Below are 24548 nucleotides of genomic sequence, written 5' to 3' on the forward strand. Positions count from 1 at the left end.
CCCAACAAGGCGGCGAGGTCGCAGGCCAGGGCGCCAAGGCTCAGGGCCTGGCCGCGCAACAGCAGGTGGGCGATGCGCGGGTGGGCCGGCAATTCGGCCATGGCCTGGCCATGGCGGGTCAGGCTGCCGTCCTCGGCCAGGGCGCCGAGACGTTGCAGCAGGTCGCGGCCCTGGGCGTAGGCCGCGGCCGGCGGCGGGTCGAGCCAGGCCAGTTCGTTGGGATCGCCAACGCCCCAGCGCGCCAACTGCAGGGCCAGGCCGGCGAGGTCGGCCTGGAGGATTTCCGCGCTGCCGTGGGCGACCAATTGTTCGTGCTGCGCTTCCGACCAGAGCCGGTAGCAGGCACCCGGCTGCAGCCGCCCGGCACGGCCGGCGCGCTGGGTAGCGGAAGCACGGGAGATGCGTTGGGTATCCAGACGGGTCATGCCGCTGGCCGGATCGAAACGCGGCACCCGCTCCAGGCCGGCATCCACCACGACGCGCACGCCGTCGATGGTCAGGCTGGTCTCGGCGATGTTGGTGGCCAGCACCAGCTTGCGCTTGCCCGCCGGCGCCGGCTCGATGGCGGCGCGCTGGGCGGCCAGGTCCAGTTCGCCATGCAACGGGCAGAGCAGGATGTCGCCACGCCCGTCCAGGCGCTCGGCCAGTTGCTCGGCGACTCGGCGGATCTCCGCCTGGCCGGGCAGGAACACCAGCAGGCTGCCGGGCTCGTCGGCCAGCGCCTGGAGCACCGTCTGCACTACCTTGGGCTCCAGCGCCTCGCCGGGCTGGACCGGCCGGCCCCAGCGCTGCTCCACCGCATACATGCGGCCTTCGCTGCGCACCACCGGCGCGTCATCCAGCAGGCGCGACAGACGCTCGCCCTCCAGGGTGGCGGACATCAGCAGGACCTTCAGCGGCGGCTCGTCACGCAACAGCGCGCGGCCGTTGAGGCAGAGGGCCAGGGCCAGGTCGGCGTCGAGGCTACGCTCGTGGAATTCATCGAATATCACCAGGCCGACCCCTTCCAGCGCCGGGTCCTCCTGCAGGCGGCGGGCGAGGATGCCTTCGGTGACCACCTCGATGCGCGTGCGCGGGCCGACCTTCGACTCCAGGCGGATGCGGTAACCGACCCTTTCGCCGACCTGTTCGCCCAGTTCGCTGGCCAGGCGCTCGGCGGCGGCGCGGGCGGCCAGGCGACGCGGCTCCAGCATGAGGATGCTCTGCCCGGCCAGCCAGGGCTCGTCGAGCAGGGCGAGGGGCACGCGGGTGGTCTTGCCGGCGCCGGGCGGTGCCTCCAGCACAGCCTCGTCGCGGGTTTGCAGGGCGGCCCGCAGGTCGGGCAGGACGGCGTCTATGGGTAGGGGATTCATGGGCACTCCAGGCAGGCGCAAAAGTATACCGACGAACCGCCAGTTCCTTGCCGGGGTCTTACTCATGCCAGCAGTTTTGCGATAACTGACTTGGTATAGTTGTGTCATTTTGATCAGGAGAGGCTTATGCGCATGACTTCCCGTTTGATTGGCGGCCTGGTGGCCGCCACCCTGCTCACCCAGCTCACCGCCTGCGGCACCCTGTTCTTCCCCGATCGCCGCGGACAGATCGAAGGCAAGATCGACCCGGTGGTCGCCGCCCTCGATGCCATCGGCATCCTCTTCTATGTCATCCCGGGCCTGATCGCGTTCGGTGTCGATTTCGCCACCGGCGCCATCTACCTGCCCGAGGGCCAGAATGCCCAGGTTTCCCCCGAGAAACTGAAAGAGGCCATCGGCGCCGACGGCCAGGTGGACAAGGCGCATCTGAAGGCAATCATCGAGCGCGAAACCGGCCACAGCCTGCCGCTGGACGACCCGCGTCTGCTGCAACGCAGCGGCAACCTCCAGCAACTGGCCGCCTACGGCCTGCACCCGGCGGCCTGAGATGCGCGATCAGGCCCGGCAGCACGCGCAGCTGCTGCGCCTGGCAACCCGCGCGTCCCTGTCCGTCGCCATCATCCTGGTCCTGGCCAAGGCCGTGGCCTGGAGCATGAGCGGCTCGGTCAGCCTGTTGGCCGGCCTGACCGACTCGCTGCTGGATAGCGCCGCCTCCTTCCTCAACCTGCTGGCCGTGCGCTATGCCCTCAAGCCGGCAGACGAGGACCACCGCTACGGCCACGGCAAGGCGGAAGCCCTGGCGGGCCTGGCCCAGGCGCTGTTCATCGGCGTGAGCGCCGTGCTGGTGGCGACCCAGGCCTTCGAACGCCTGCATAACCCGCAGCCATTGACGGCCGAAGCCCTGGGCATCGCGGTGATGCTGCTGTCGCTGCTGCTCACCGCCGGCCTGCTGATGCTGCAGCGCCGCGTGATCCGCGCCACCGGCTCCACCGCCATCCGCGCCGATGCCCTGCACTACCGCTCCGACCTGCTGCTCAACAGCGGTATCCTGCTGGCCCTCATCCTCGCCAGCCTCGGCTGGGAGCAGGCCGATGGCCTGTTCGGCTTGGGGATCGCTGGCTACATCCTCTGGAGCGCGCTCAGCATCGCGCGCGAGTCGGTATCGGTACTGATGGATGAGGAGCTGTCACTGGACATCACCGCCGACATGCACCGCCTGGCATGCAGCGTGCCCGGCGTGCTCGGCGCCCACGACCTGCGTACGCGGATCTCCGGCAGCCACTGGTACGTGCAGCTGCACCTGGAATTGCCCGGCGAGTTGCCACTGTCGCGCGCCCACGCGCTCTGCGAACAGGCAGCCAACGCCATCACCGCGCACTACCCACGTGCGGAAGTGCTGGTCCATGCCGATCCCAGCGAAGTGGTGAGACACGACTAGAGTAAAAACTCTACAAATCCTAGACTGCCTCCTTCATTACAAGAACGAGGAGTCTGCAATGCCCCTGTCCCCTTCCGCCGTCGCCCTGCTCGGCCTGTTCGCCTGGAGCTTGCTGCTGGTGTTCCTGCTGGTGAACCAGCGTGGCCTGCTGGTCCTGACCGGGCAGATGAAGGTCAACGCCTTCGCCGCCGACGGCAGCAACACCCCCAGCATTTTCGGCCAACGCCTGGTGCGCGCCCATGCCAACTGCATGGAGAACCTGCCGCTGCAGGCGGCGTTGCTGCTCTACGCCATGGCAGCCGGGCAGACCGCGATTACCGACCCGCTGGCCGGCCTGCTGCTCGGGGCGCGGCTGTTCCAGACCTGCATGCACCTGATCAGCACCAGCGCCCTGTTCGTCTGGCTGCGGTTTGCCGGGTTCTTCGTGCAGCTGGCGATCCTGGCCTGGTGGCTGGTGAAGCTGGCGGGATTGGTTTGAGTGCGCAGCGGGGCAGCTACGCCGCCCTTGGCGAATAAATTCGCCCCTACAGGTTTGTGCATTCGCGAGCGCAATAAAAAAGGGAGCCCCATACCGCGGGCCCCCTTCGGGAAATTCGTCCTGTGCTGGCAATTGTGTCGCCGCTTTCGTCGCCTGCCTGATTGGGCAGTGCGGACCCGGGGGCCGGCTCGATCCGGTGGGATCGGCGGCGCCGACGCACCTGATTGGGCGGGTCGGGTGGACTTGCTGTCCGGGCCGTGAAACTGAAAGAAATATTAAGGTTTGGCGCGCGACGAATGATTGCGAATATTGCTCGCAACAGGACTACTTGCGCAATTAATCACTAACGGAGCAATATTTATCGCAATCAAACAAAAATCTGGAAGCTGCAATGGAAAAACTCGATCGCTATGACCTGAAGATCCTCGCCGAATTGCAGCACGATGCACGCATCTCCAACCAGGAGCTGGCCGAACGCATCGGCCTGTCGCCGTCTCCCTGTTCGCGGCGGGTCAAGCAGCTGGAAGACGACGGCTACATCCTTCGCCAGGTAGCCCTGCTGGACCGCAAGATGCTCGGCCTCAGCCTCACCGCCTACGTGCTGATCGGCATGGACCGGCACACGCCTGAGCGCTTCGAACATTTCCAGGAAGTGATCCGCCAATGCCCCGAGGTGCTGGAGTGCAGCCTGGTCACCGGCATGGAAGCGGACTACCAGCTCAAGGTCGTGGTGCCGGACATGGACCATTACCAGCAGTTCCTGCTCGGCCAGTTGACCCGCATCGAAGGGGTGACCAGCGTGCGTTCGAGCTTCGTGCTCAACCAGGTGCTGAGCAGCACTGAGCTACCCCTGGCCCACCTGCGCAGCTGAATGGCCCTCGCGCGGCGGGTGGCTTGGCGTATAATCGCCGCGCTTTGCTGTACCCCCGCGCGGCCCCGCCCCATAAGAGCCTTCCGGCTCGCAGAATCACAAGCGCACCGCCCGCCTGACGCCCGGCCTTTCGGCCGTGCCGGTGCAGCCTGTATTCAGCCCTCGAGGTATGCGATGAGCCCGGAAAAATTCGAAGAGTTGATGATGACGGCGATGATCGCCGTCCTGGTGGCGTTCATGGCCTTCATCGTCTGGGACCTGGCGAAGAAGTCCAAGGCCGGCCGTTTCGGCACCATGATCCTGTTCCTCGCCCTGGGCCTGGGCGTGCTCGGCTTCGTGATCAAGACGCTGGTGATCGGCAGCCTCGAAGGCCTCTGAGTCTCCAGCCCCGAGTTCGCGGGCCAGGGCGAGACAAGGCGCTCACGATCGAGAAAGCGGAGTTTGTCGAGATTGAGCAGCGCAGTACCGCCGACGCGCAGCAACTCGGCTCAAAGCTTGGCAGGGACTTCCCGGTACTCGCCCAGCCCCAGCCCGTCGAGGCTCCAGGGACCGATCCGCACCCGCACCAGGCGCAAGGTGGGCAGCCCTACAGCGGCGGTCATGCGCCTGACCTGGCGGTTGCGCCCTTCGCGGATCACCAGTTCCAGCCAGGCAGTGGGCACGCTCTTGCGAAAGCGCACCGGCGGGTTGCGTTCCCAGAGTTGCGGCTCATCCAGCAACCGCGCCTCAGCCGGCAGGGTCGGACCGTCGTTAAGCTCGACGCCATCGCGCAGGCGCTGTAGTTGCTCTTCACTGGGCTCGCCTTCCACCTGCACCCAATAGGTCTTCGCCAGCTTGTGCTTCGGGTCGGCGATGCGCGCCTGCAGGCGGCCGTCATTGGTCAGCAGCAGCAGACCTTCGCTGTCACGGTCCAGGCGCCCGGCGGGGTAGATGCCGGGTATGGGAATGTAGTCCTTGAGGGTCGCGCGCCCGTCGCCATCGCTGAACTGGGTCAGCACGTCGAAGGGCTTGTTGAACAGCACCAGGCGCGATTCGGCGGGCGGGGCCTTGGCCACACGGCGCGGCGCACCGGGGCTGGGGCGGCGGGAAGCGGGACGGGCGGGACGAGTTGGGCGCGACATGCCTGGAAACGGGTTGGCGGTCTGGGAAAGGGAGAGGCATGCTAGGTTGAGTGCCTTCCCGCCGCAAGAGAGAACGCCATGCCGCGTGCCCTGCGCCCCACCTGGCTGATCAGCCTGATGACCCTCGCCGGATGTTTCAGGGCGCCCTACCGGGGCCCGCAGTCGGACAATTTCGACGGTCGCCACTTCCGCAACCTCGAGCCCAAGCCCCACAAGGGCACGCGTGAACTGCTGCGCTGGCAGTTCAGCCGCGAGAAGCAGGCGCCCTGGGTGGACCAACCGGGTCCGGCGATTCCGCCCGAGGTAGCGCAACGGGCCGAGGGTGACGAACTGCGGGTCACCTATATCAACCACGCCACCCTGCTGATCCAGCACCGCGGCTTGAACATCCTTACCGACCCGGTCTGGTCGCAGCGAGTCAGCCCCTTCAGCTTCGTCGGGCCCAGGCGCCACCATCCGCCGGGGCTCGGTCTCGACCAATTGCCGCCCATCGACCTGATCCTGGTCAGCCACAACCACTATGACCACCTCGACCTGGAAAGCCTGCGCGCACTGGTGGAGCGATTTCCGCTGGCCACAGTGGTATCCGGACTGGGCAATGGCCCGTTGATCCGCGAATCCGGTTTCAGCAGGATCGTCGAACTGGACTGGTGGCAGAACCTACCACTGGCGGGCGGCCTGACCCTGCATTCGGTGCCGGTGCAGCACTGGTCGGCGCGGACCCGCGACGACACCAACGAGACGCTGTGGATGGGCTTTGTGATCGAATCGCCGGACGGCCCGCTGCTGTTCCCCGGCGATACGGGGCTGGGGCCGGAATTCCGCCTGATCCGCGAACGCTTCGGCCCGATGCGCTTCGCCGCCCTGCCCATTGGCGCCTACGCGCCTCGCTGGTTCATGCGCGACAACCACATGAGCCCGGACGATGCGGTGCAAGCCCACAAGCAACTGGAGTCCTGCCGCAGCCTGGCGATCCACTTCGGCACCTTCAACCTCTCCGACGAAGGCCAGTTCGGCCCCCCCCGGGACCTGGCCAAGGCCCTCGCCGACTGGCAGGTGGATGCGGATCATTTCCGCGTGCCGACGCCGGGTTATCAGTGGTTGATCCCGCCACTGGCGGCCCAGGAATAGGAAGGGCCGCTTTGCGGCCCTTTCGCGAATGAATTCGCTCCCACAATGGGAGCGGCCTATCGCTCGATCAACGGAACGGCGGCTCGTCGAAGCTGCGCAGCTTGCGTGAGTGCAGGGCGTTGAGCTGGTTGCGCAGCAGCTCCAGGGCGGCGATGCCGATGCGCAGGTGCTGGCTGACGGCGCGCTGGTAGAAGGCGCTGGCCGAGCCGGGCAGCTTGATCTCGCTGTGCAGCGGCTTGTCGGACACACACAGCAGAGTGCCGTAGGGCACCCGCAGGCGATAGCCCTGGGCCGCCACCGTGCCGCTTTCCATATCCACCGCCACCGCCCGCGACAGGTTGATCAACGGGCGCTCCTGGGCCCAGCGCAGTTCCCAGTTGCGATCGTCGTAGGTGAGCACGGTGCCGGTACGCAGCCGGCGCTTGAGGTCTTCCCCGCGTTCACCGGTGACCTGCGCAGCGGCCTCCTGCAACGCCTGCTGCACTTCAGCCAGGGCCGGCAGCGGGATGTGCGGCGGCAGCACCCGGTCGAGGATGCCGTCGCGGCGCATGTAGGCATGGGCCAGCACGTAGTCGCCAATGGTCTGCGACTGCCGCAGGCCCCCGCAGTGACCGATCATCAGCCAGCAGTGCGGGCGCAGCACGGCCAGGTGGTCGGTGATGTTCTTCGCGTTGGACGGGCCGACGCCGATATTGACCAGGGTGACGCCATGGCCGTCGGCTGCGATCAGGTGATAGGCCGGCATCTGGTAGCTGTGCCAGACCACGCCGTCGATGATGGCCTGCATCTCCCCTTCGTCCATGCCGCGGTGCACCATCACATTGCCGGGAAACACCATGCGCACGAAACGCGGGTCGTCGCGCAACTGGTCGAGGCCGTGGCGGATGAACTGGTCGACGTAGCGGTGGTAGTTGGTCAGCAGTATCCAGGGTTGCACGTGGCGCCAGTCGCTGCCGGTGTAATGCACCAGGCGGCGCAGGGAGAAATCCACCCGTGCGGCGTCGAACAGCGCCAGGGGCAGCGGGTCGGCGTTCTCCCATTCGTAGAGTCCGTCGGCCACGCCATCGGTGGCGGCGGACAGGTCGGTGCTGGGGAAGACCCGCGCCAGTTCGGCAGCGGTCACCCCGGAGCCGGCCAACTCCTCACCGTGCTCGACGACATAGGGGTAGGGAATGTTCTGCGGGCTGATGCCCACCTCCACCTGAACGGTGAAGTCATTCATCAACGGGCGCAATTGTTCCAGCAGGTAGGTACGGAAGGCATCCGGATGGGTGACGGTGACACTGTAGTTGCCCGGCACCTGGATCTTGGCATAGGCACGGGTGGTGGACGGCACCTCGCCCTGACAACGGTAGGTGATGCGCAGCAGCGGGTAGCGGAACAGCGCGCGCTGTTCGGCATCCGGCTCGATGCGTTCCTTGATGTAGCGCTTCAGCGCCAGGCTGAGGGCACCGGTGGCCTGCTTGTGCAGTTCGGCGAGTCGATCGACGGCTTCCTCAGCGGTTTCAGCAATCACAAAATCAGTCGGTTCGAGGCTCACGAGCGGCATCCTGTCTGTTCGCACTGATGTCTATCTTGCCTGCTCGAGCAGGCAAAGGCATAGAACGAATCGGCAGGTTGCCGCGCGGCATCAACGCGGGATCGGCACCACGGCCAGGCTCACGGTGGCCTTGCTGAACAGCCGCCGCTCGCCCGCGACCAGGGCGAACACCTCGGCTTCCACCACCGTCACCTGGCGCCCGGCCTTGAGCACCTCGGCGCGGCACAACAAGCGCTCGCAGAGGGCCGGGCGCAGCAGGTTGACCTTGAACTCCAGGGTCAGCACCGTGCTGCCCTCCTCCACCAGGGTGATCGCGGCGACCCCGGCGGTGTGATCCGCCAGGGTCGCCTGCACGCCTGCATGGATGAAGCCATTCTGCTGGGCATGGCGCGGGTGGATATCCACAGCCGCCTCGACCCAACCCGGCCCGCAATCCAGCGGGCGGATGCCGAGGTCGCAGATAAAGTTGGCGGCGGCGAAGCCCGCTTCCACGAGTTCGCGATAGTCAGGACGCACGTTCATGCCGATCACGCCAGGTGCGGGGTGGCGCGGGCCACCAGCGCTTCGACATCGGCACCGCGCGGCAGGGTGCCGTAGACCCGGCCATGACCGCCCAGGCGGCTGTCGATGAAGGCGTCGGAGACGGTGGCATTGCCGGCCTCCAGCAGCAGCTTGGCCTGCAACGCCACGGCCACGTCTTCGGTGAGCTGGCGGGCACGGAACTGGATATCGGCGGTGTCGGCGAAGCCCTTTTTCAGATTGCCGATGAAGGCCCCCAGGCGCGCATCGCCATGGCCGTCGCCCAGTTCGGCGAAGAGTGCGTCGAGCACGCCGGGCTCCTTGGACAGCGCGCGCAGCACGTCCAGGCACTGCACGTTACCCGAGCCTTCCCAGGTGGAGTTGACCGGGGCTTCGCGGTACAGCCGCGGCAGTATGGTGTCTTCCACATAGCCGGCGCCGCCCAGGCATTCGGCGGCCTCGTTGATCATCGCGGGGGCGCGCTTGCAGATCCAGTACTTGCCCACGGCGGTGACCAGGCGGGCGAACTTGTCCTCCTGCCCGTCGTGGGCATTGTCCAGGGCGCGGCCCATGCGCATGGTCAGGGCCAGCGCGGCCTCGCTTTCCAGCGCCAGGTCGGCCAGCACGTTCTGCATCAGCGGCTGCTCGGCCAGCACCCGTCCGCCGACCTTGCGGTGGGCGCAGTGGTGGGTGGCCTGGGTCAGAGCCTGACGCATCAGGGCGCTGGAGCCGATCATGCAGTCGAAGCGGGTCAGGGACACCATTTCGATGATGGTCGGCACGCCGCGGCCTTCTTCGCCCACCATCCAGGCCAGGGCGCCGCGATACTCCACCTCGCTGGAGGCGTTGGACCAGTTGCCCAGCTTGTTCTTCAGGCGCTGGATGTAGAACTGGTTGCGCGTGCCGTCCGGGCGGTGACGTGGCAGCAGGAAGCAGGACAGGCCCTTGTCGGTGTAAGCCAGGGTGAGGAAGGCGTCGCACATGGGCGCCGAGCAGAACCACTTGTGGCCCACCAGTTCATAGGCCTGCCCCGGCCCGGGGATGCCGACCGGATGGGCGCGGGTGGTGTTGGCGCGCACGTCGGTGCCACCCTGCTTCTCGGTCATGGCCATGCCGATGGTGACCCCGGTCTTCTGCTCCATGGGCAGGTTGCGCGGGTCGTATTCGGTGGAGAGTATCTTCGGCAGCCACTTCTCGGCGATCTCTGGCTGCAGGCGCAGGGCCGGCACGCTGGCGAACGTCATGGTCAGCGGGCACCCCGTGCCAGCCTCGGCCTGGCTGTGCAGGTAGCTCATGCCGGCGCGGGCCACCTGGGCCCCGGCGCGGGGATCGGTCCACGGCATGGAAGGGATGCCGTGCTCGATCGCGGCGGCCATCAGTTCGTGGTAGGCCGGATGGAACTCCACCAGGTCGATGCGGTGCCCATAGCGGTCGTGGCTCTTGAATACCGGCTTGTTCTCGTTGGCGAGAAAGCCCGCTGCCATCAGCGAACCGCCGGCCAGGGCGCCATAGTTGTCCAGGCGCTGCTCGGCCCAGCCGCCTTGGAAGCGGCGCACCCACTCCTGCAGCGGCAGGTCGACACGATAGAGGTTGGCGCCATCCAGTGGCGGCACCTGGTTGAAGACTTCATGGGTTTCAGCGAACTCGTGCAGGCTCATCGCAGGTCTCCGGGGCAGGTTGGCTGGCGCCCAGGGCGCGCAGGCAGAAGGTCACGAGGTTGGCGCAGACGTCTTCGAGGGCGTCCTGCGCAAGACCGGCCTCGCGTGCCGCGCGGGCCGGGGGCGACAGCGGTCCGACCAGGGATTCGGCGATGGCGCCGACCAGGCAGGCCGCGGTCAGGGATACGGAAGGCACCTGGAACTCGCCGCTGTTCCGTCCCTCCTCCAGCAGGCGGGAGAACAGCTCGGCATAGGCCTCGCGATAAAGCAGGCGTTTTACATCGACTTCAGGGTCCACCGGTTCGGCGATCAGCGCGAAGGCCAGTCGCCGGCTGTGCCAGGCACGCGCGGCGAACTGGCGCAGGCCTCGTGCCAGGCGCTCTGCGGCTGGGCCGCTGCCGCGCAGCACCCGGGCCAGGCTGTCGACTTCCACTTGGCTGGCACGGGCGAAGACTTCCGCCGCCAGCTCGCCCTTGCTGCCGAAGTGGCGATACAGGCTGCCGGTGGCGATTCCGGCGTCCTCGGCGAGCGCCTGCATGGTCAGCGCCGCGAACCCGCCTTCCACCACCCGTGTATGGGCACAGGCCAGGATGCGGCTGCGCAATGCCTGATCGCGGTCGATTCGGGAGGTGGTGGTGCGGTAGGCCATGATCTGAATCCTGATTCACTTCTTTCAGTGAATCAGGATTCAGACTTTGCCGAAAGCGGGATACATGCCGCGAACGAAGTGGTTTCTGCCAAAATATTTTGACAAGTAACAAAAAATTCCGACAATCTCCCATCTCATTGAAAAATATGGGTTTTTCGTGAAAAACTAATTGTCACCCCCTCGAGCAAGACATTCCGCGTTACCTAGCCTTACCTCTGCAACAGATGGCTCCTCCGCCATTTCCATGGGTGGCTTTCAGTCACCCGAACCTCGCAAGTCCTATGACTACAACGAAACGCACCAGCGTCAGTTGCCGGAGCAGTGCTATCCCAGCTGTTTGACTGATGCTGAATGGGCACCGGTCGCCGATCTGTTTTAAACCCAGGGAGAGTACCCAGGGCAAATTCGAGCAAATGCATAATCGCAGGCGTACGCAATGGCGGGACAGAGCAGATTGGTCTCTCCTGCTGATTCCCATACGTGACAAAAAATCAAAATTCTTTTGCGAGAATGCTAGTTAACAATCATGAATACGCTGGGCAAGCTGGGGTCATTGTTGGTTTTCTAGGACATGGACATGCCTTTCACCTTGCGAGCACCGAATCTAGCGGCAGTGGCCATCGGTGCGAGGGCGCTTGCGCTCGTGGCCAGGCCTGCCATTGCCGCACATCGGGACGTCAGCGTGACGTCCTCCAGGCAAGCGATCTGGACAAAGCCCTCCCCGCAGGCTGAATCCCGATGAAGTCCGTCGCTGTAATGTTGTTCCAAGACCTGTTGCTACTCGATGTGGCAGGGCCGGTAGAGGTCTTTTCGATTGCCAACCGCTACCTGGATCCAGCGAATCGCTACGAGATAATTACAATCGGCTCGGATGGCCTGCGTGCGCGCGCATCCAATGGAATAGCGCTTACCGCTGACACGCTCATTGAAGACGCGCCCGACACCTACGACGTCTTGCTGGTGCCAGGCGGACCGGGTGCATATAACCAGGAATTTCCACGGCTGCAGTGCTGGTTGCGTACCGTGGCTCCTCAGGTCAGATCCCTGGCATCTATTTGTACCGGCGCCTTCATCCTGGGACAGGCTGAGCTACTGGACGATCGTCGCGTCACCACCCACTGGAAGTACATCGAACGGCTAGCCAAGCGCTTCCCCAAGGCGAAAGTCGAAACGGATCAGGTCTTCGTCAGAGACGGCAACCTGATCACCTCTGGCGGAGTCACGACCGGGATCGATCTGGCATTGTCCATTGTGGCGGAGGATCACGGAAAGGAGATTGCGCTCTCAGTCGCCAAAGTGCTGCTGGTGGTGATGAAGCGCCAGGGCGGGCAGATGCAGTTCAGCCCTCTGGTCAGCACAGTAGCCAAGGATGACTCTCCCATCTCCAAGGTTCAGCAGTACGTGCTGGACAATGTGACCGAGGACTTCAGTATCGAGCGGTTGGCTTGCCTCGCGGCCATGAGTCCGCGTCACTTCTCCCGGGTATTCAGCCGCGATATGAGCATGACCCCCATGGAGTTCGTTCAGCGCGCACGCATTGACCGTGCCCGCAACCTGCTGGAGACCAGTGAAATCCCGCTGAAGACGGTGGCCTATCGCAGCGGATTCGGCAGCGTGCGGCAGATGCGCGCACTGTTTGGCGACAAGCTCGGACTCACGCCCACGCAGTACCGGCACCAGTTCAGCTGAGTACGCGATGTCCGTATAGCGTCGCTGATTGGCCGTCTACGCCTCCTCTCAGGCGTTGTCCGGTTGTGAATGGCTGACATCCTATGGGGAAACCTTGACGTGGAGGGGTGCTCGATCTCGGATGGGGATAGCGTTGCCTTTAGTTGGCGGCGGTGAACCGGGCCGGGTGTTTCGACTCTTGTGATGACGTGAACGAACTCAGAACTATCCAGACCGATGTGGTGATGGAATTCGGCCCCTTCCACTACTACGTCCAACGTCGCCTGATTCTGCAGGGGGATCGACCGCTGCGGCTGGGTAGCCGGGCCTTGGATATCCTCCACTTACTGCTCGAACATGCGGGCAACGTGGTCAGCAAGGAGACGATCCTGGCGCGCGTTTGGCCGACGACGGTAGTCGAGGAAATTAATCTTCGGGTACATATCGCCGCCCTGCGCCGCGCCCTATCCGACGGCAATGGCGGCAAGCACTACATTGCCAATATCCCGCAGCGCGGCTACAGCTTCATCGCCGACGTACAGCTGACCTACGCAGATGAATTGGCACCAGATGAACCGAACGGCAAGCCGCTGCACAATCTGCCGGGGCGACTGTCGCCAATCTTTGGGCGTGATGCCGTCGTCGACGAGCTGGTCCGCAGGTTACCGACGCGGCGTCTAATGACGCTGGTCGGGGCAGGCGGGATGGGTAAGACGACCATCGCGCTGCGCCTGGCCGAGCTGTTGTTGCCGCACTACCACGATGGCGTCTACTTCATCGACCTCAGTGTCCTGGTCGATCCAACGCTGGTCGCCGCCAAGGTTGCCGGCACCCTAGGCCTTGCGCCGCTCAGCGAGCACGACCCGAGTGACCTGGGTCGCTATCTGAATTCCCGCCATTTATTGCTAGTGCTGGACAACTGCGAGCATCTTATCGAGAACTGCGCCGCACTGATCGAGGGCCTGCTCAGGGACGCTCCGCGCCTGACCATCCTGGCGACGAGCCGTGAGCCGCTACTGACTGACGGTGAGTATGTACAACGGCTGGATGGGTTGACTATTCCACCGAGATCGTCGGCGCTTGAGGCAGCAATGAGCTGTTCGGCCGTCCAACTGTTCGTCGCTCGGGTAGAGGCGCACCTGCCGGGTTTTGTCCTGCGTGAGCAGGATGTCGCTGTGGTCATCGAAATTTGCCGGCGGTTGGACGGCATCCCGCTGGTAATCGAACTAGCCGCCGCCCAGGCCGGGATGTTGGGCCTGCGCTGCCTACTGGGGCAACTGGAGCACTGCCTGCAACTGCTGACTCACGGGCGCCGGACGGCGGCGTCACGTCATCAGTCTCTGCGGGCGACGCTGGATTGGAGCTATGCGCTGCTCAGTCCGTCCGAGAGAACCGTGCTGCAAAGGTTCTCGGTGTTCAAGGCGGCGCTCTCGCTGGATATGGCGCTCAGCTTCATCAGCTGCATGCAACTCCAAGAAGCGCAGGTGTTCGAGGCCATTACCCAGTTGGTGGCCAAGTCCTGGTTGGAGGTGGAGATGATCGACTCGGCGGCGCACTACCGCCTGCTAAACACCTCGCGAACCTACGCACTGGAGATGCTCAGGGGCAGCGACGAGAATCGACAGGTCCTGCAGCGTTATGCCGGACATAAGAACATGCGGGTGATCCAAGGCGGCTACAAGCAGTCTTGAGGTTGCTCAGACAGAGGCGGCGAGCGCCGCGCATTCGTCGAGCAGTTGCCTCGCCGCCAGCAGGTCTGGGGTGGTGAAACCCTCCGTGAAACGCCCGAACACACGCTTGAGCAGGGCGTGGGCGTCCTGGCAGCGACCTCGTTGCTGCCATAGACGTGCGAGGCTGCAGGCAGCGCGGAGCTCCCAGGCCAACGCGCCTTGGTCACCGGCGATGTTCAGCGCCCTGGCCAGGAGCGCCTCGGCTCCGTCCAGGTCCTGAACTTCACCGTTAAGCAGGGCCTCGGCCTCGACGCGTAACACTTCCGCTGTGACCCAGCCGGCCTGTCCGGATCGTGCGCGTGCGAGCAACGTGTCATCGGCATAGCCAGGGTTCAGGGTAACCATAATGTCTTTGATCAGGCCGTCGCCAGGCAACGCTGGCTCGTTCCCTGGAGACACTCCAGGCGTCAAGGTTTCGCGTGCGTAATGCTGGGCCCATCCAAGGAACGTGTTCATGGAAAGCTTGCGAGTCTGCTCTAGCAGCAACTCGAGCAACTCGCGGCTGGCTTCGACGTGACCGTTGTAACGGGCGATCACCCAGGCTGATAGCGTCAGCGTGTAACACAGGGAGGTTCCATGCTCACGGCGCTTGGCCACATCAACTGCCTGACGCGCCCGTTGCCAGGCCTGCTCAGGAAAGCCCTGCAGCCAAAGGATGCGGGCCAACAGCGTAAGGGCTGCGACGTTCTGGTCGTACTGCACTCCAAAGCCGTTTGTATAGTTGCCAGCAGGCGGGGTCCGTACAATTCGTGTCAGCACAGCGATAGCGTGCCGCTTCGCCTGCAACTGGTTGCCGGCGAAGTGCTGGGCCAGGCCGCTCAAGCGCTGCAAACTCAGCGCCATTTCAGGACCGTCACGCAAGCTAAGCCGGTCAAAGTGGCGAGTCTGCTCGAGTGCAGCCAGGTAGTCAGCCCGACTCAGATTGACCGCCATCAGCCCCGACGCGGCCATGAGTTGGCCGGTCAGGCCCTGGCAGCGCTCAGCCAGTCGCCCCGCACTGACGAAAGCGTCGATTGTGTCCTGCGTGCCGCCACGGGTGTGGTACCAGGCGCTGCCTAGCACGAGCTTGAGCTTCACTTGCAGGGCTTGGCAGGGCTGCTCGTCGGCCTGCAGCGCGGCCAGTGCCTTGACCACATAGCCGCTGTGCTCCTTGAGAAGAGACAGCTCCTGCCAAAGCGGTGTCGAGCAGGCTGTGAGGTGAATGGCGAGCGCTTCATCACCCGGCACCGCGAAACTCCAGTCGAGCGCGGCACGCAGATCATCCAAGTGCGTTGCGAAGCGCCTGTTCCACTGTCGGCCAGGAGTGGCAGCCCACTCCTGATGGGCCTGGTTCATCAAGGCCAGGCAGTAGTGTGCGTGCAGTCGGCGCACAGCCTCCTCTTCTGCCGCCGCGCGCAGCCTTTCCAATGCGTAGGTGCGAGTCGTATCCAGCAAGCGGTAATACGCCTGCTCGTCGCCAACGTCCGCGTTCACCAGCGACTTGGCCACCAACTGACCCAGCGTTGTGCACAGCTGCGGCGCGCCTTGGTCGTCCCCCATCAGTGCGGCAGCGGCGTCCAGGGTAAAGCTAGCGGGGAACACACTTAGCCGACGCAGGCAGGCCTTCTCATGTTCCGGAAGAAGTTCATGGCTCCATTCCAAGGTAGCGCGCAGAGTTTGCTGGCGGGCGGGAGCGGTACGCCGCCCCCGGCTGAGCAAACGAAAACAGTTGGCCAACTGCGAAAGCACACCGGTCAGACCCAAGGCGCCAAGTTGTGCGGCGGCCAACTCGATAGCCAGGGGAATGCCGTCCAGGCGTCGGCAGAGTTCGGCGGCTAACGGCAGGTCGCTGTCGCTCAGCTCGAACCGGCCCTGGCTGTCGACGGCCCGCTCCAATAGCAGCTGAAGCGCAGGGAAACCCATCGCCTGCGCTTGCGTCATGGCTGAAGTGGCTGGCGGACAGGCAAGTGGGCCGAGGCGATACACCTGCTCCCCCTCTGCGCGCAGGACCTCGCGAGTGGTGGCCAGGACGTCGAGGCGTGGAGCCGACCTGAGCAGTGTTTCGGCGAAATCGGCTACCGCGTCGATCAGGTGTTCGCAATTGTCCAGGACCAGCAGCATATGCCGATCACGCAGGTAGCCGGTTAACTGGGGCATGAGTTCCTCGCCGTGCAGAGGCACGTTGAGCTCAGCGGCAAGAGTCGAAGGTAGCTGCTCCGCTTTGTCGAGCGGCGCCAGGTCAAGTAGTCGGACGCCCTGTGGGTAGTTCGCCAAAAGCCGATCTGCGACGTGCAGCGCCACCGTGGTCTTGCCAATTCCCCCTGGCCCCACCAAGGTGACAAATCGCTGTTGGCGCAGTTGCCGAACCAGACTCTCGACTACCTCGCCGCGTCCGATCATGGGACTCAGGCGCGGAGGAAGGTTGTGTTCCGGCATTCTGATCGTATCCTCCGCCGGCTCCTGCCAGGAGACCGGGGCAACCAGGCAGTAGCCGCGCAGGGGAATGGTCGTGATATAGCGCTGGCCTTCTCGGTCATCCCCAAGGGCCTTGCGCAGGGCGGCAATATGCACCCGCAAATTGATCTCTTCGACGACATTGTCGGGCCATACCCGAGCGATCAATTGCTCCTTGCTAACCGCGCTACCAGCGTGCTCCAACAAGACCAGCAGGATGTCTAATGCACGACCGCCCAAATGCACGGGGCGGCCGTCAGCCAGCACCAGACGCTTGTGAACGAGCACTTGGTAGGCGCCGATGCGAGCCACACGAGCGGCCGCACCAGTTATCGGCTGCTGGTCCTCCCCTACTGCTGGATTGGCTCCGGCCAGGCCGGCAATTCCGTCTAACACCATGTGCGAATACCTGTGTCTGTCGAGTGACGGGCTGCTATGGCTCGCGACACTAATCCCCGACATGGTGCTGGGACGTTTACAGGGGTGCAAGAGCGCAATGACAAAAGCGTAACCAGTCGGCGAGACAACGAGGATTAACAAGCATTAACTCGCCCGAGTGGTCGGGTAAGGCCAAAGATGTCGTCCCAGACGACGTGCACCCGAGGCCACCTGGAGGTGGTATCTCGCTCAATCATTAAGGGGAGACAGATCATGAGCCTGCCAAGAAGCCTTATCGTCACTGCACTTGGCCTTGCCAGCGGCCTTACCTTGGCGGCCGGGAGCCCCGGGGTTGAGCAGGACACCCAGAACTTTCTCGAGGCCCTGGAAGCGGGTGGCGGTAAACCGCTGGAGCAGATGCCCGCCCAGGAGGCTCGTGCTGTTCTGGTCGGTGCGCAGGCCTCGGTCAAAGTCGACCTCTCCGGAATCCGCACTGAGGAAAAGACCATCCAAGCGAGTGGTCAGCCGATCAAACTGACCATCGTTCGCCCCGAAGGGGCCGTAGGCAAGCTGCCGGTGTTCATGTTCTTCCATGGCGGCGGCTGGGTCCTCGGCGACTACCCGACGCACGCACGCCTGATTCGCGACTTGGTAGTGAACTCCGGGGCGGTCGCTGTCTACGTCGATTACACCCCATCGCCCGAGGCACACTACCCCACCGCGATCAATCAGGCCTATGCCGCCACACGCTGGGTAGCCGAGCATGGCGAGGAGATATCGGTCGACGCTTCGCGCCTGGCGGTAGCCGGCAACAGCGTCGGCGGCAATATGGCGGCGGTGGTGAGTCTGATGGCCAAGGAAAAGGGCACCCCGCAAATCCGCTTCCAGGCCCTGCTTTGGCCGGTAACGGACGCCAACCTGGAAACCGCCTCCTACAACCAGTTTGCCCAAGGCCATTTTCTGACCAAATCGCTTATGAAGTGGTTCTGGGACAGCTACACCACCGACAACCAGCAACGCGCAGAAATCCATGCCTCGCCTTTGCGTGCTTCGCTCGAGCAGCTTCAGGGATTGCCACCCGCACTGATCCAGACGGCCGAGTTCGACGTGCTGCGCGACGAGGGCGAAGCCTACGCCCGCAAGCTCGACGCCGCCGGCGTCACGGTGACCGCCACCCGGTACAACGGAATGATTCACGACTTCGGCCTGCTAAACCCACTGTCGCATATCAGCGGCGCGCATTCGGCCATGCTGCAAGCTGGGGCGGAGCTGAAGAAACACCTGCAATAGAGCGTTTATCCAACGGGACCAGCTGTTGCTGAAAGTTTTCACAACCCTGGTGACCTACGGGCCTAGCGTCATGGCTTTCGGTCGGTGCGTTGCCGGCCCCCTAGGCAAAGCGATCTGGATCTATTGAGGTGTGGACCACCGCAGGACCTTCCAATGGACGAACTCGGCATAGTCACATTGATCGTGCGCCACAGGATCAAAGCGGGACAGGAAGATGCATACGAGCAATGGCTGCGGCGCACCACCCGCATCGCCAGTACCTACCCGGGCCATCTGGGGGTGAACGTGATACGCGATCTGGATCGATTTGTATGCGTGCTGCGCTTCGCCGGTACTCATGAGCTTCAGTGCTGGCTGGACTCCAGTGAGCGTCGGCACCTGGTCAACGAGGTAGCGCCGCTGCTGATCGAAGGCGACCAGACCGAAACCGAGACCAGCCGTGAGTTTTGGTTTGCCCCGAGCTCCGCGGTGCCACCGGCGCGCTGGAAACAAGCCTGCATCACGTTTCTGGTGATCCTGCCCCTGAGCCTCTTGGTGCCACTGCTGTGGCAACCGGTGTTCACTCGGCTACCGTGGCTAGGAGGTCATGTCCTGAGCAATGTGCTGATCACGCTGAGCATCGTTGTCTTGGTCGTATACCTGCTGATGCCCAAAGTCACCGCTCTATTCGCCGCCTGGCTAAACCCAAGTTGAGAGAGGGCGCAACCCTTGAGGAATGACGAGACTGATCCTCGGCGCCGTAATCCTCTTGCCAGCACTTCGGTGCGCGGCGTGGCAGCGGTGACTCAATCTAGTTGGCCAACTCGATCAACTGCGCCGACGTCAAAGAGCAACACGAGCGCTCGTGGCAAGCCCGCTATGCTCTCAATCTCGCCGCGCTCAGCCTTCCCGGCCTGACCTTCATGGTCCGCCAGCGACACCGCCCTGCCGCTACAAGGCAAGGAAGGACGCCATTGGGAGCGCTATATCGGCTTGCGCCACGTCCTCACTTCCGGCCCTGCGAAAGACCACTCCTTGTCTCTGTCCCACCAGACAATGCATAAGCCGGAGCCGACGTCGAAAGCCTTAACGTGATCCTCGAATATCCCCTGAAAGGTTGGCTCTGATCATGCCTCAATCGACCCTCTCCCCCTGGAGTCCACTACGCCAAACCACCTTTCGCTGGCTGTGGCAGGCAAGTATCGCTTCGAACATCGGCACCTGGATGCATGAAGTTGGCGCCGGGTGGTTAATGACTTCGTTGTCCGCCAGTCCGATGAATGTGGCGTTGGTCCAGGTCGCCGGCTCCGCACCGATGTTCTTTCTTGCGCTGCCGGCCGGGGCTCTGGCGGACATCGTTGACCGACGACGCTTTCTGTTGCTCGTGCAGATGTGGATGGCTCTGGTGGCCATGACTCTGGCGCTCCTGACACTGGGTGGGCTGATTACGGTATCGCTGCTGTTACTGCTGACCCTCGGCATGGGCATCGGTACGGCATTGATGATGCCCGCCTGGTCGGCACTTACCCCTGAGCTTGTAGGCAGGGCCGAGCTACCGGCCGCCATCGCCTTGTCCAGCGTCGGGGTCAACGTGGCGCGCGCCGTCGGCCCGGCAATCGCCGGAGTACTGGTCAGTCTTAGCGGACCTTGGGCCACCTTTGCCCTCAATGCCTTGTCGTTCTTCGCAGTGATCTCGGTACTTTGTTTCTGGCGTCGTGAAGTTGCCCCAGCGGTCATGCCAGCTGAGCGACTGTTCGGAGCGATGCGTGCCGGCTGGCGCCACAGCCGTGCCTCTGAGCCGCTGCAAGCAGTACTGGTTCGCGCCTTCGCATTTTTCTTCGGCGCCAGCGCCGGCATGTCGCTGCTGCCGCTGATCGTGCGAACCGAGCTTCATGGCAGCGCAACTGACTTTGGTCTACTACTCGGCTGCGTCGGCGTCGGTGCAGTAGCCGGGGCCATGCTGCTGCCACACCTGCGCCCGCGTATTAGCGCCGACTGGCTGGTTGCACTGGCCAGCCTGCTGTACGCGCTGGTGATAGTCGCCCTGGCTTTCGTGCGCGACCTGCGCCTGCTGATCCCGGTAATGCTGCTTAGTGGCGGAGGTTGGATCGCGGTGCTGTCGAGCCTGCAGGTAGCGGCACAGACCTCGGTGCCGAGTTGGGTCAGAGCACGGGCGCTGTCGGTGTACATACTGGTGTTTTTTGGCAGCATGGCCGCCGGCGGCATGCTCTGGGGCTTCGTCGCCAGTCACAGCTCGATCCCTCTGGCGCTCTGTGCCGCAGCCGCAGCCCTGTTGCTGGGTGTTGGCGCCACCGCTTGGTTCAAGCTGCCGGTTACCGACACGGAAGACCTGGCGCCCTCGTTGCACTGGCCCATGCCGATGCAGGTCGCCGACCAGGATCCGGATCGCGGGCCTGTGATGGTCACCCTCGAGTACGACATCGCCCCTGAGCATTGGTCGGCCTTTCAGGCGGCCATGGCAGAGGTGCGACGCATGCGCCAGCGCAATGGTTCGTTTTCCTGGGGGCTCGTGCAGGACGCGGAGAATCCGCGTATTTGGTCTGAGTTTTTCTTCGACGAATCCTGGCTCGAACACCTGCGCCACCACAACCGGGTCACTCGCGCCGAGCAGCGCATCGAGGCCAGGGCCAGGCGCTATCAGACCGAAGGCATCGTGATTCAGATCCGCCACCGGTTGTCCGGACAGGCAGGCTGAATTATCGCAACCTGATGAACAGCTACGCGGCGCTGACCAAGTAACAGCTGGCGTCTGGCTAACCCGGTCCAGTTCAGGGGCGGCCAGACGCGCCTTTACACTCGCCTTCAACCGGCCTGGTAACCGAGGGAGTCGCCACGCCCGGATTGAGCGCGGAAGCCGAGTAACCATCGCAGCGCACGGTCGCGACGAACGTCGTCAGCACCAACAGTTTATCCATGGCAAGTCTCCTGGCTCTCCGGCCTCAGCCATTCGCAAAACCACGAGGCCGCAGAATGTACATCAGCATGGCCCCCGCCGGTGGCAAGGCAGACAGACACGCGAAAGACGCCCAGCCAACGTACTCGTAGAGCGGGCTGGCTATCAGCGAACCCAGAGCCCCACCAACGAAGATGCTGGTCATGTACACCGCGTTCAGGCGAGCCCGGCTGTTCGGGTCAAGGGCGTACACCTCGCGTTGACCGAGCACCATGTTCAACTGGACGGCGAAATCCAGCAGCACGGCGGTAACAACCATCCATGTCCAACCGCCCCCCGGCAGCGAACCGGCGAGCAACGCGAGAGGCGCCAGCAAGAGAGCGAAGGCCGTACTGCGGGTACTGTGCCCAGAGTCAGCCAAGCGCCCGGCGATGGGCGCAGCTATGGCGCCAACCGCCCCGACCAGGGCGAAGATCGCGACCTCGGTCTGGCTGAAGCCGTGCTGACGGACAAGCTCGATGGGCGCGATGGTCCAAAAGCTACTGAAACTGGCGAACAGCAAACCCTGGTAGAGGGAGCGTTCTCGCAGTACCGCGTACTTCCGGGCCAGAGTAAATACCGACGCGATCAGTGCGCCATAACTGGCCCGATGCGCCGGCACCCGACACGGGAGTAGAAACCCCATCACCAGCGCCATCAAGGCCATCAGGGCCGCCGCACTGTAGAACACCCCACGCCACCCAAAGGCTTCAGCCAGTGTGCTGGCCAGCGGACGTGACAGCAGGATTCCCAGCAGCAGGCCACTCATGATGTTGCCCACCACGCGGCCACGGGACTCTTCCGGAGCCATGTGTGCGGCGAGTGGCACAAGGATCTGCACAGCTACCGAAGTCAAACCAATCAGCAACGAGCAGACGAGAAACAGAGGTGGTGTTTGGCTGAACGCTGCAGCCGCCAGGCACAGGGCCGCTGCAAGCGTGAAACCGACAAGCAGTCGCCGGTTCTCCAGCAGATCTGCCAGGGGCACCAGGAACAGCAGGCCCAGGGCGTAGCCGAACTGGGTCAGCGAAACGATCAGGCTGGCGTGAGCGGTAGAAAGACCAATGGACGGAGCGATCAGCTCCACGATCGGTTGTGCGTAATAGAGGTTGGCGACTACTGCGCCGCAGCAGAATGCGAGAAACAGCACCAGGGATTTGGACAAAGTCGGCGGCGCAACGGCGAACGCCGTCCTGGAGTGGGCGGTTGCGGGGATACCAGGGGACATGGCGGAACCTCATCGGGTGGGTTGAGAGTTGACGGCGCCAGACTATGTCGCCCACCAGTAATTCAGAATCCGGCTGCCGCACAACACACCGATGCGATTTACGCAACGCTGCACCGGCACTGCCCCCGCACGCGCAACATGCCATTGCGCACGGACGCGATACTCCAAATGGGTTTCCGGTAGGGGCGAATTCATTTCCGGTAGGGTGCGCCGTGCGCACCGGCGGTTTGACGTGGTGCCGAAGCCGATCCCGGAATCGGTGCGCGCAGCGCACCCTAGGGTCGAGACCAGGCGAAAGTGGGCGGCCTTGTGCACGGGGGAGGATTCGCCCCCTTCCAGGGGGCTAGCGCAAGCAGGCCGAAGGGCTGCACTTCGAGCCTGCAGGGGGACGAGGTCCGAGTAGGGCACGGCATCCCTCACCCCCAGCCCCTCTCCCAGAGGGAGAGGGGGGCGGTCCGCATTAGAAGGCGAAGCAGGAACAGCCCAGCGCGCCCCAGAAGCCCTGGTAATCACTCACCGGCACGCTGGACTGGCGTGCCCGTTCGTGGCTGTGGGCATGCACGGCGCAGGCGCCGACGCACTGGTGCACCTGGGCGGTGAGCGGCGCGGCGGGCTTCCAGTGGCCAGGGACCTTGGCCACCGGCGACCACTCGGGCAGCACCGGCAGTTGCCGTGGGCCGAGCTTGTCGAACTCGCCGGCGGCGTAGACCACCTTGCCGTCGACAATGGTCAGCACCGACTCGATCCACTTGATGGCCTCTTCCTCGACGCTGAAGAAGTCCGCCGACAGCGCCGCCAGGTCGGCCAACTGGCCCACTTTGATCTGGCCCTTCTTGCCCTGCTCGCTGGAGAACCAGGCGCTGCCGTGGGTGAAGAGTTCCAGCGCGGTATCGCGGGACAGGCCCTGTGGATACAGCTCCAGACCGCCGACGGTGCGGCCGCTGACCAGCCAGTAGAGCGAGGTCCAGGGGTTGTAGCTGGACACGCGGGTGGCGTCGGTGCCGGCGCCCACCGGCACGCCCTCGGCGAGCATGCGCTGGATCGGCGGGGTCTGCTCCGCCGCCTTGGCGCCGTAGCGGTCGACGAAGTATTCGCCCTGGAAGGCCATGCGGTCCTGGATGGCGATGCCGCCGCCGAGGGCCCTCACCCGCTCGATGTTCTTCGGGCTGATGGTCTCGGCATGGTCGAAGAACCAGGGCAGGCCGTTGAAGGGGATATCGCGGTTGACCTTCTCGAACACATCGAGCATGCGCGAAATGGACTCGTCGTAAGTGGCGTGCAGGCGGAACGGCCAGCGCTGTTCCACCAGGTGGCGCACCACTGGCTCCAGTTCCTGCTCCATGGTCTGCGGCAGGTCCGGGCGCGGTTCGAGGAAGTCCTCGAAGTCGGCGGCGGAGAACACCAGCATCTCGCCCGCGCCGTTGTGGCGGAGGAAGTCGGTGCCGTCGCCCGGCTTGACCTGCTTGCTCCAGTGCTGGAAGTCCTGGAGTTCTTCCTTGGGCTTCTGGGTGAACAGGTTGTAGGCGATGCGCACGGTGAGCTGGTCCTGCTGGGCCAGTTCCTGGATCACCTGGTAGTCGTCCGGGTAGTTCTGGTAGCCGCCACCGGCGTCGATGGCGCTGGTCAGGCCCAGGCGGTTCAGCTCGCGCATGAACTGGCGGGTGGAGTTGACCTGGTACTCCAGCGGCAGTTTCGGCCCCTTGGCCAGGGTGGCGTAGAGGATCATCGCGTTGGGGCGGGCGATCAGCATGCCGGTGGGGTTGCCGTTGGCGTCGCGCTGGATCTCGCCACCGGGCGGGTTGGGGGTGTCCTTGGTGTAGCCGACGGCCTTGAGCGCGGCGCGGTTGAGCAAGGCGCGGTCGTAGAGATGCAGGATGAACACCGGGGTGTCCGGCGCGGCGCGGTTGATCTCTTCCAGGGTGGGCATGCGCTTCTCGGCGAACTGGAACTCGTTCCAGCCACCGACCACCCGCACCCACTGCGGGCTGGGCGTGCGTTCGGCCTGGTCCTTGAGCATGCGCAGGGCGTCGGCCAGGGACGGCACGCCTTCCCAGCGCAGTTCCAGGTTGTAGTTGAGGCCGCCACGGATCAGGTGCAGGTGCGAGTCGTTGAGGCCGGGGATGACGGTGCGC

General features: G+C 64.2%; 21 protein-coding genes and 1 pseudogene. 12 read left to right on the plus strand and 10 right to left on the minus strand.

Going from position 1 to position 24548, the window contains the following annotated elements:
- The coding region (gene hrpB / locus E8F11_RS07325) for an ATP-dependent helicase HrpB (protein WP_280288176.1) at positions 1 to 1352 on the minus strand (1352 nt) is incomplete at its 3' end.
- Between the two features lie 126 nt (positions 1353 to 1478).
- On the opposite strand from hrpB, the gene E8F11_RS07330 reads away from it, so the two are divergent.
- From E8F11_RS07330 to E8F11_RS07350, 5 genes are all read left to right on the plus strand, one after another.
- The gene (locus E8F11_RS07330) at positions 1479 to 1898 is read left to right on the plus strand and encodes a polyribonucleotide nucleotidyltransferase (protein ID WP_280288177.1); all 420 of its coding nucleotides are present in this window, start codon (positions 1479 to 1481) and stop codon (positions 1896 to 1898) included.
- Position 1899: 1 nt separating this feature from the next.
- Positions 1900 to 2790 carry a cation diffusion facilitator family transporter gene (locus E8F11_RS07335; RefSeq protein WP_280288178.1) on the plus strand — a complete coding sequence of 297 codons (891 nt, stop codon included), beginning with the start codon at positions 1900 to 1902 and terminating at the stop codon, positions 2788 to 2790.
- A gap of 58 nt (positions 2791 to 2848) precedes the next feature.
- Positions 2849 to 3268, plus strand: a complete 420-nt coding sequence (locus tag E8F11_RS07340; RefSeq protein WP_280288179.1) for an MAPEG family protein — start codon at positions 2849 to 2851, stop codon at positions 3266 to 3268.
- A 391-nt stretch (positions 3269 to 3659) separates the two neighbouring features.
- Positions 3660 to 4139, plus strand: coding sequence for an Lrp/AsnC family transcriptional regulator (locus E8F11_RS07345; protein WP_280288180.1), 480 nt, complete (start codon positions 3660 to 3662; stop codon positions 4137 to 4139).
- Between the two features lie 174 nt (positions 4140 to 4313).
- Positions 4314 to 4517, plus strand: a complete 204-nt coding sequence (locus E8F11_RS07350; RefSeq protein ID WP_280288181.1) for a DUF2788 domain-containing protein — start codon at positions 4314 to 4316, stop codon at positions 4515 to 4517.
- Positions 4518 to 4627: 110 nt separating this feature from the next.
- On the opposite strand, the gene E8F11_RS07355 is transcribed toward E8F11_RS07350, so the two are convergent.
- Complete coding sequence (locus tag E8F11_RS07355) at positions 4628 to 5194, minus strand: pseudouridine synthase (protein ID WP_280288196.1); 567 nt, start codon at positions 5192 to 5194, stop codon at positions 4628 to 4630.
- A 144-nt stretch (positions 5195 to 5338) separates the two neighbouring features.
- Here E8F11_RS07355 and E8F11_RS07360 point away from each other — a divergent pair, with 144 nt between their 5' ends.
- Entirely contained in the window at positions 5339 to 6391 is a 1053-nt protein-coding gene (locus tag E8F11_RS07360; protein ID WP_280288182.1) for an MBL fold metallo-hydrolase, read from the plus strand.
- A gap of 67 nt (positions 6392 to 6458) precedes the next feature.
- Here E8F11_RS07360 and amn read toward each other — a convergent pair whose 3' ends face one another.
- The 4 genes from amn to E8F11_RS07380 form a co-directional block, all read right to left on the minus strand.
- Positions 6459 to 7955: an AMP nucleosidase gene (amn, locus tag E8F11_RS07365; RefSeq protein ID WP_280288183.1), complete on the minus strand. Its 1497-nt coding sequence runs from the start codon at positions 7953 to 7955 to the stop codon at positions 6459 to 6461.
- Between the two features lie 66 nt (positions 7956 to 8021).
- Positions 8022 to 8453, minus strand: coding sequence for a PaaI family thioesterase (locus E8F11_RS07370; protein ID WP_280288184.1), 432 nt, complete (start codon positions 8451 to 8453; stop codon positions 8022 to 8024).
- Positions 8454 to 8458: 5 nt separating this feature from the next.
- On the minus strand, positions 8459 to 10108 hold the full coding sequence (locus E8F11_RS07375) for an acyl-CoA dehydrogenase family protein (RefSeq protein ID WP_280288185.1): 1650 nt from the start codon (positions 10106 to 10108) through the stop codon (positions 8459 to 8461).
- Positions 10086 to 10757, minus strand: a complete 672-nt coding sequence (locus E8F11_RS07380) for a TetR/AcrR family transcriptional regulator (protein ID WP_280288186.1) — start codon at positions 10755 to 10757, stop codon at positions 10086 to 10088. The genes E8F11_RS07375 and E8F11_RS07380 overlap by 23 nt, the downstream gene beginning before the upstream one ends.
- A gap of 241 nt (positions 10758 to 10998) precedes the next feature.
- Between E8F11_RS07380 and E8F11_RS07385 the strand changes: the two are divergent.
- From E8F11_RS07385 to E8F11_RS07395, 3 genes and pseudogenes are all read left to right on the plus strand, one after another.
- Positions 10999 to 11212: pseudogene (locus E8F11_RS07385) on the plus strand (IS5/IS1182 family transposase); the annotation flags it as partial.
- Between the two features lie 283 nt (positions 11213 to 11495).
- A complete protein-coding gene (locus E8F11_RS07390) occupies positions 11496 to 12446 on the plus strand; it encodes a GlxA family transcriptional regulator (RefSeq protein WP_280288187.1) in 951 nt (316 codons plus the stop codon).
- A 188-nt stretch (positions 12447 to 12634) separates the two neighbouring features.
- A complete protein-coding gene (locus tag E8F11_RS07395; RefSeq protein ID WP_280288188.1) occupies positions 12635 to 14116 on the plus strand; it encodes a winged helix-turn-helix domain-containing protein in 1482 nt (493 codons plus the stop codon).
- A gap of 6 nt (positions 14117 to 14122) precedes the next feature.
- On the opposite strand, the gene E8F11_RS07400 is transcribed toward E8F11_RS07395, so the two are convergent.
- Entirely contained in the window at positions 14123 to 16987 is a 2865-nt protein-coding gene (locus E8F11_RS07400) for a winged helix-turn-helix domain-containing protein (protein WP_280288189.1), read from the minus strand.
- Between the two features lie 252 nt (positions 16988 to 17239).
- Here E8F11_RS07400 and E8F11_RS07405 point away from each other — a divergent pair, with 252 nt between their 5' ends.
- The 3 genes from E8F11_RS07405 (at position 17240) to E8F11_RS07415 (ending at position 20951) form a co-directional block, all read left to right on the plus strand.
- On the plus strand, positions 17240 to 18256 hold the full coding sequence (locus tag E8F11_RS07405) for an alpha/beta hydrolase (protein ID WP_280288190.1): 1017 nt from the start codon (positions 17240 to 17242) through the stop codon (positions 18254 to 18256).
- A 153-nt stretch (positions 18257 to 18409) separates the two neighbouring features.
- On the plus strand, positions 18410 to 18949 hold the full coding sequence (locus tag E8F11_RS07410) for an antibiotic biosynthesis monooxygenase (protein ID WP_280288191.1): 540 nt from the start codon (positions 18410 to 18412) through the stop codon (positions 18947 to 18949).
- A gap of 415 nt (positions 18950 to 19364) precedes the next feature.
- Positions 19365 to 20951, plus strand: a complete 1587-nt coding sequence (locus E8F11_RS07415; RefSeq protein WP_280288192.1) for an MFS transporter — start codon at positions 19365 to 19367, stop codon at positions 20949 to 20951.
- A 73-nt stretch (positions 20952 to 21024) separates the two neighbouring features.
- Here E8F11_RS07415 and E8F11_RS07420 read toward each other — a convergent pair whose 3' ends face one another.
- The 3 genes from E8F11_RS07420 to E8F11_RS07430 all read right to left on the minus strand — a co-directional run.
- Positions 21025 to 21171 carry a hypothetical protein gene (locus E8F11_RS07420; RefSeq protein ID WP_280288193.1) on the minus strand — a complete coding sequence of 49 codons (147 nt, stop codon included), beginning with the start codon at positions 21169 to 21171 and terminating at the stop codon, positions 21025 to 21027.
- Between the two features lie 24 nt (positions 21172 to 21195).
- Entirely contained in the window at positions 21196 to 22416 is a 1221-nt protein-coding gene (locus E8F11_RS07425; RefSeq protein WP_280288194.1) for an MFS transporter, read from the minus strand.
- A gap of 460 nt (positions 22417 to 22876) precedes the next feature.
- A partial coding sequence (locus E8F11_RS07430) for an amidohydrolase (RefSeq protein ID WP_280288195.1) occupies positions 22877 to 24548 on the minus strand: 1672 nt, incomplete at its 5' end.

This window comes from Pseudomonas sp. BN417, from assembly GCF_029871205.1.
Lineage (GTDB): Bacteria > Pseudomonadota > Gammaproteobacteria > Pseudomonadales > Pseudomonadaceae > Metapseudomonas.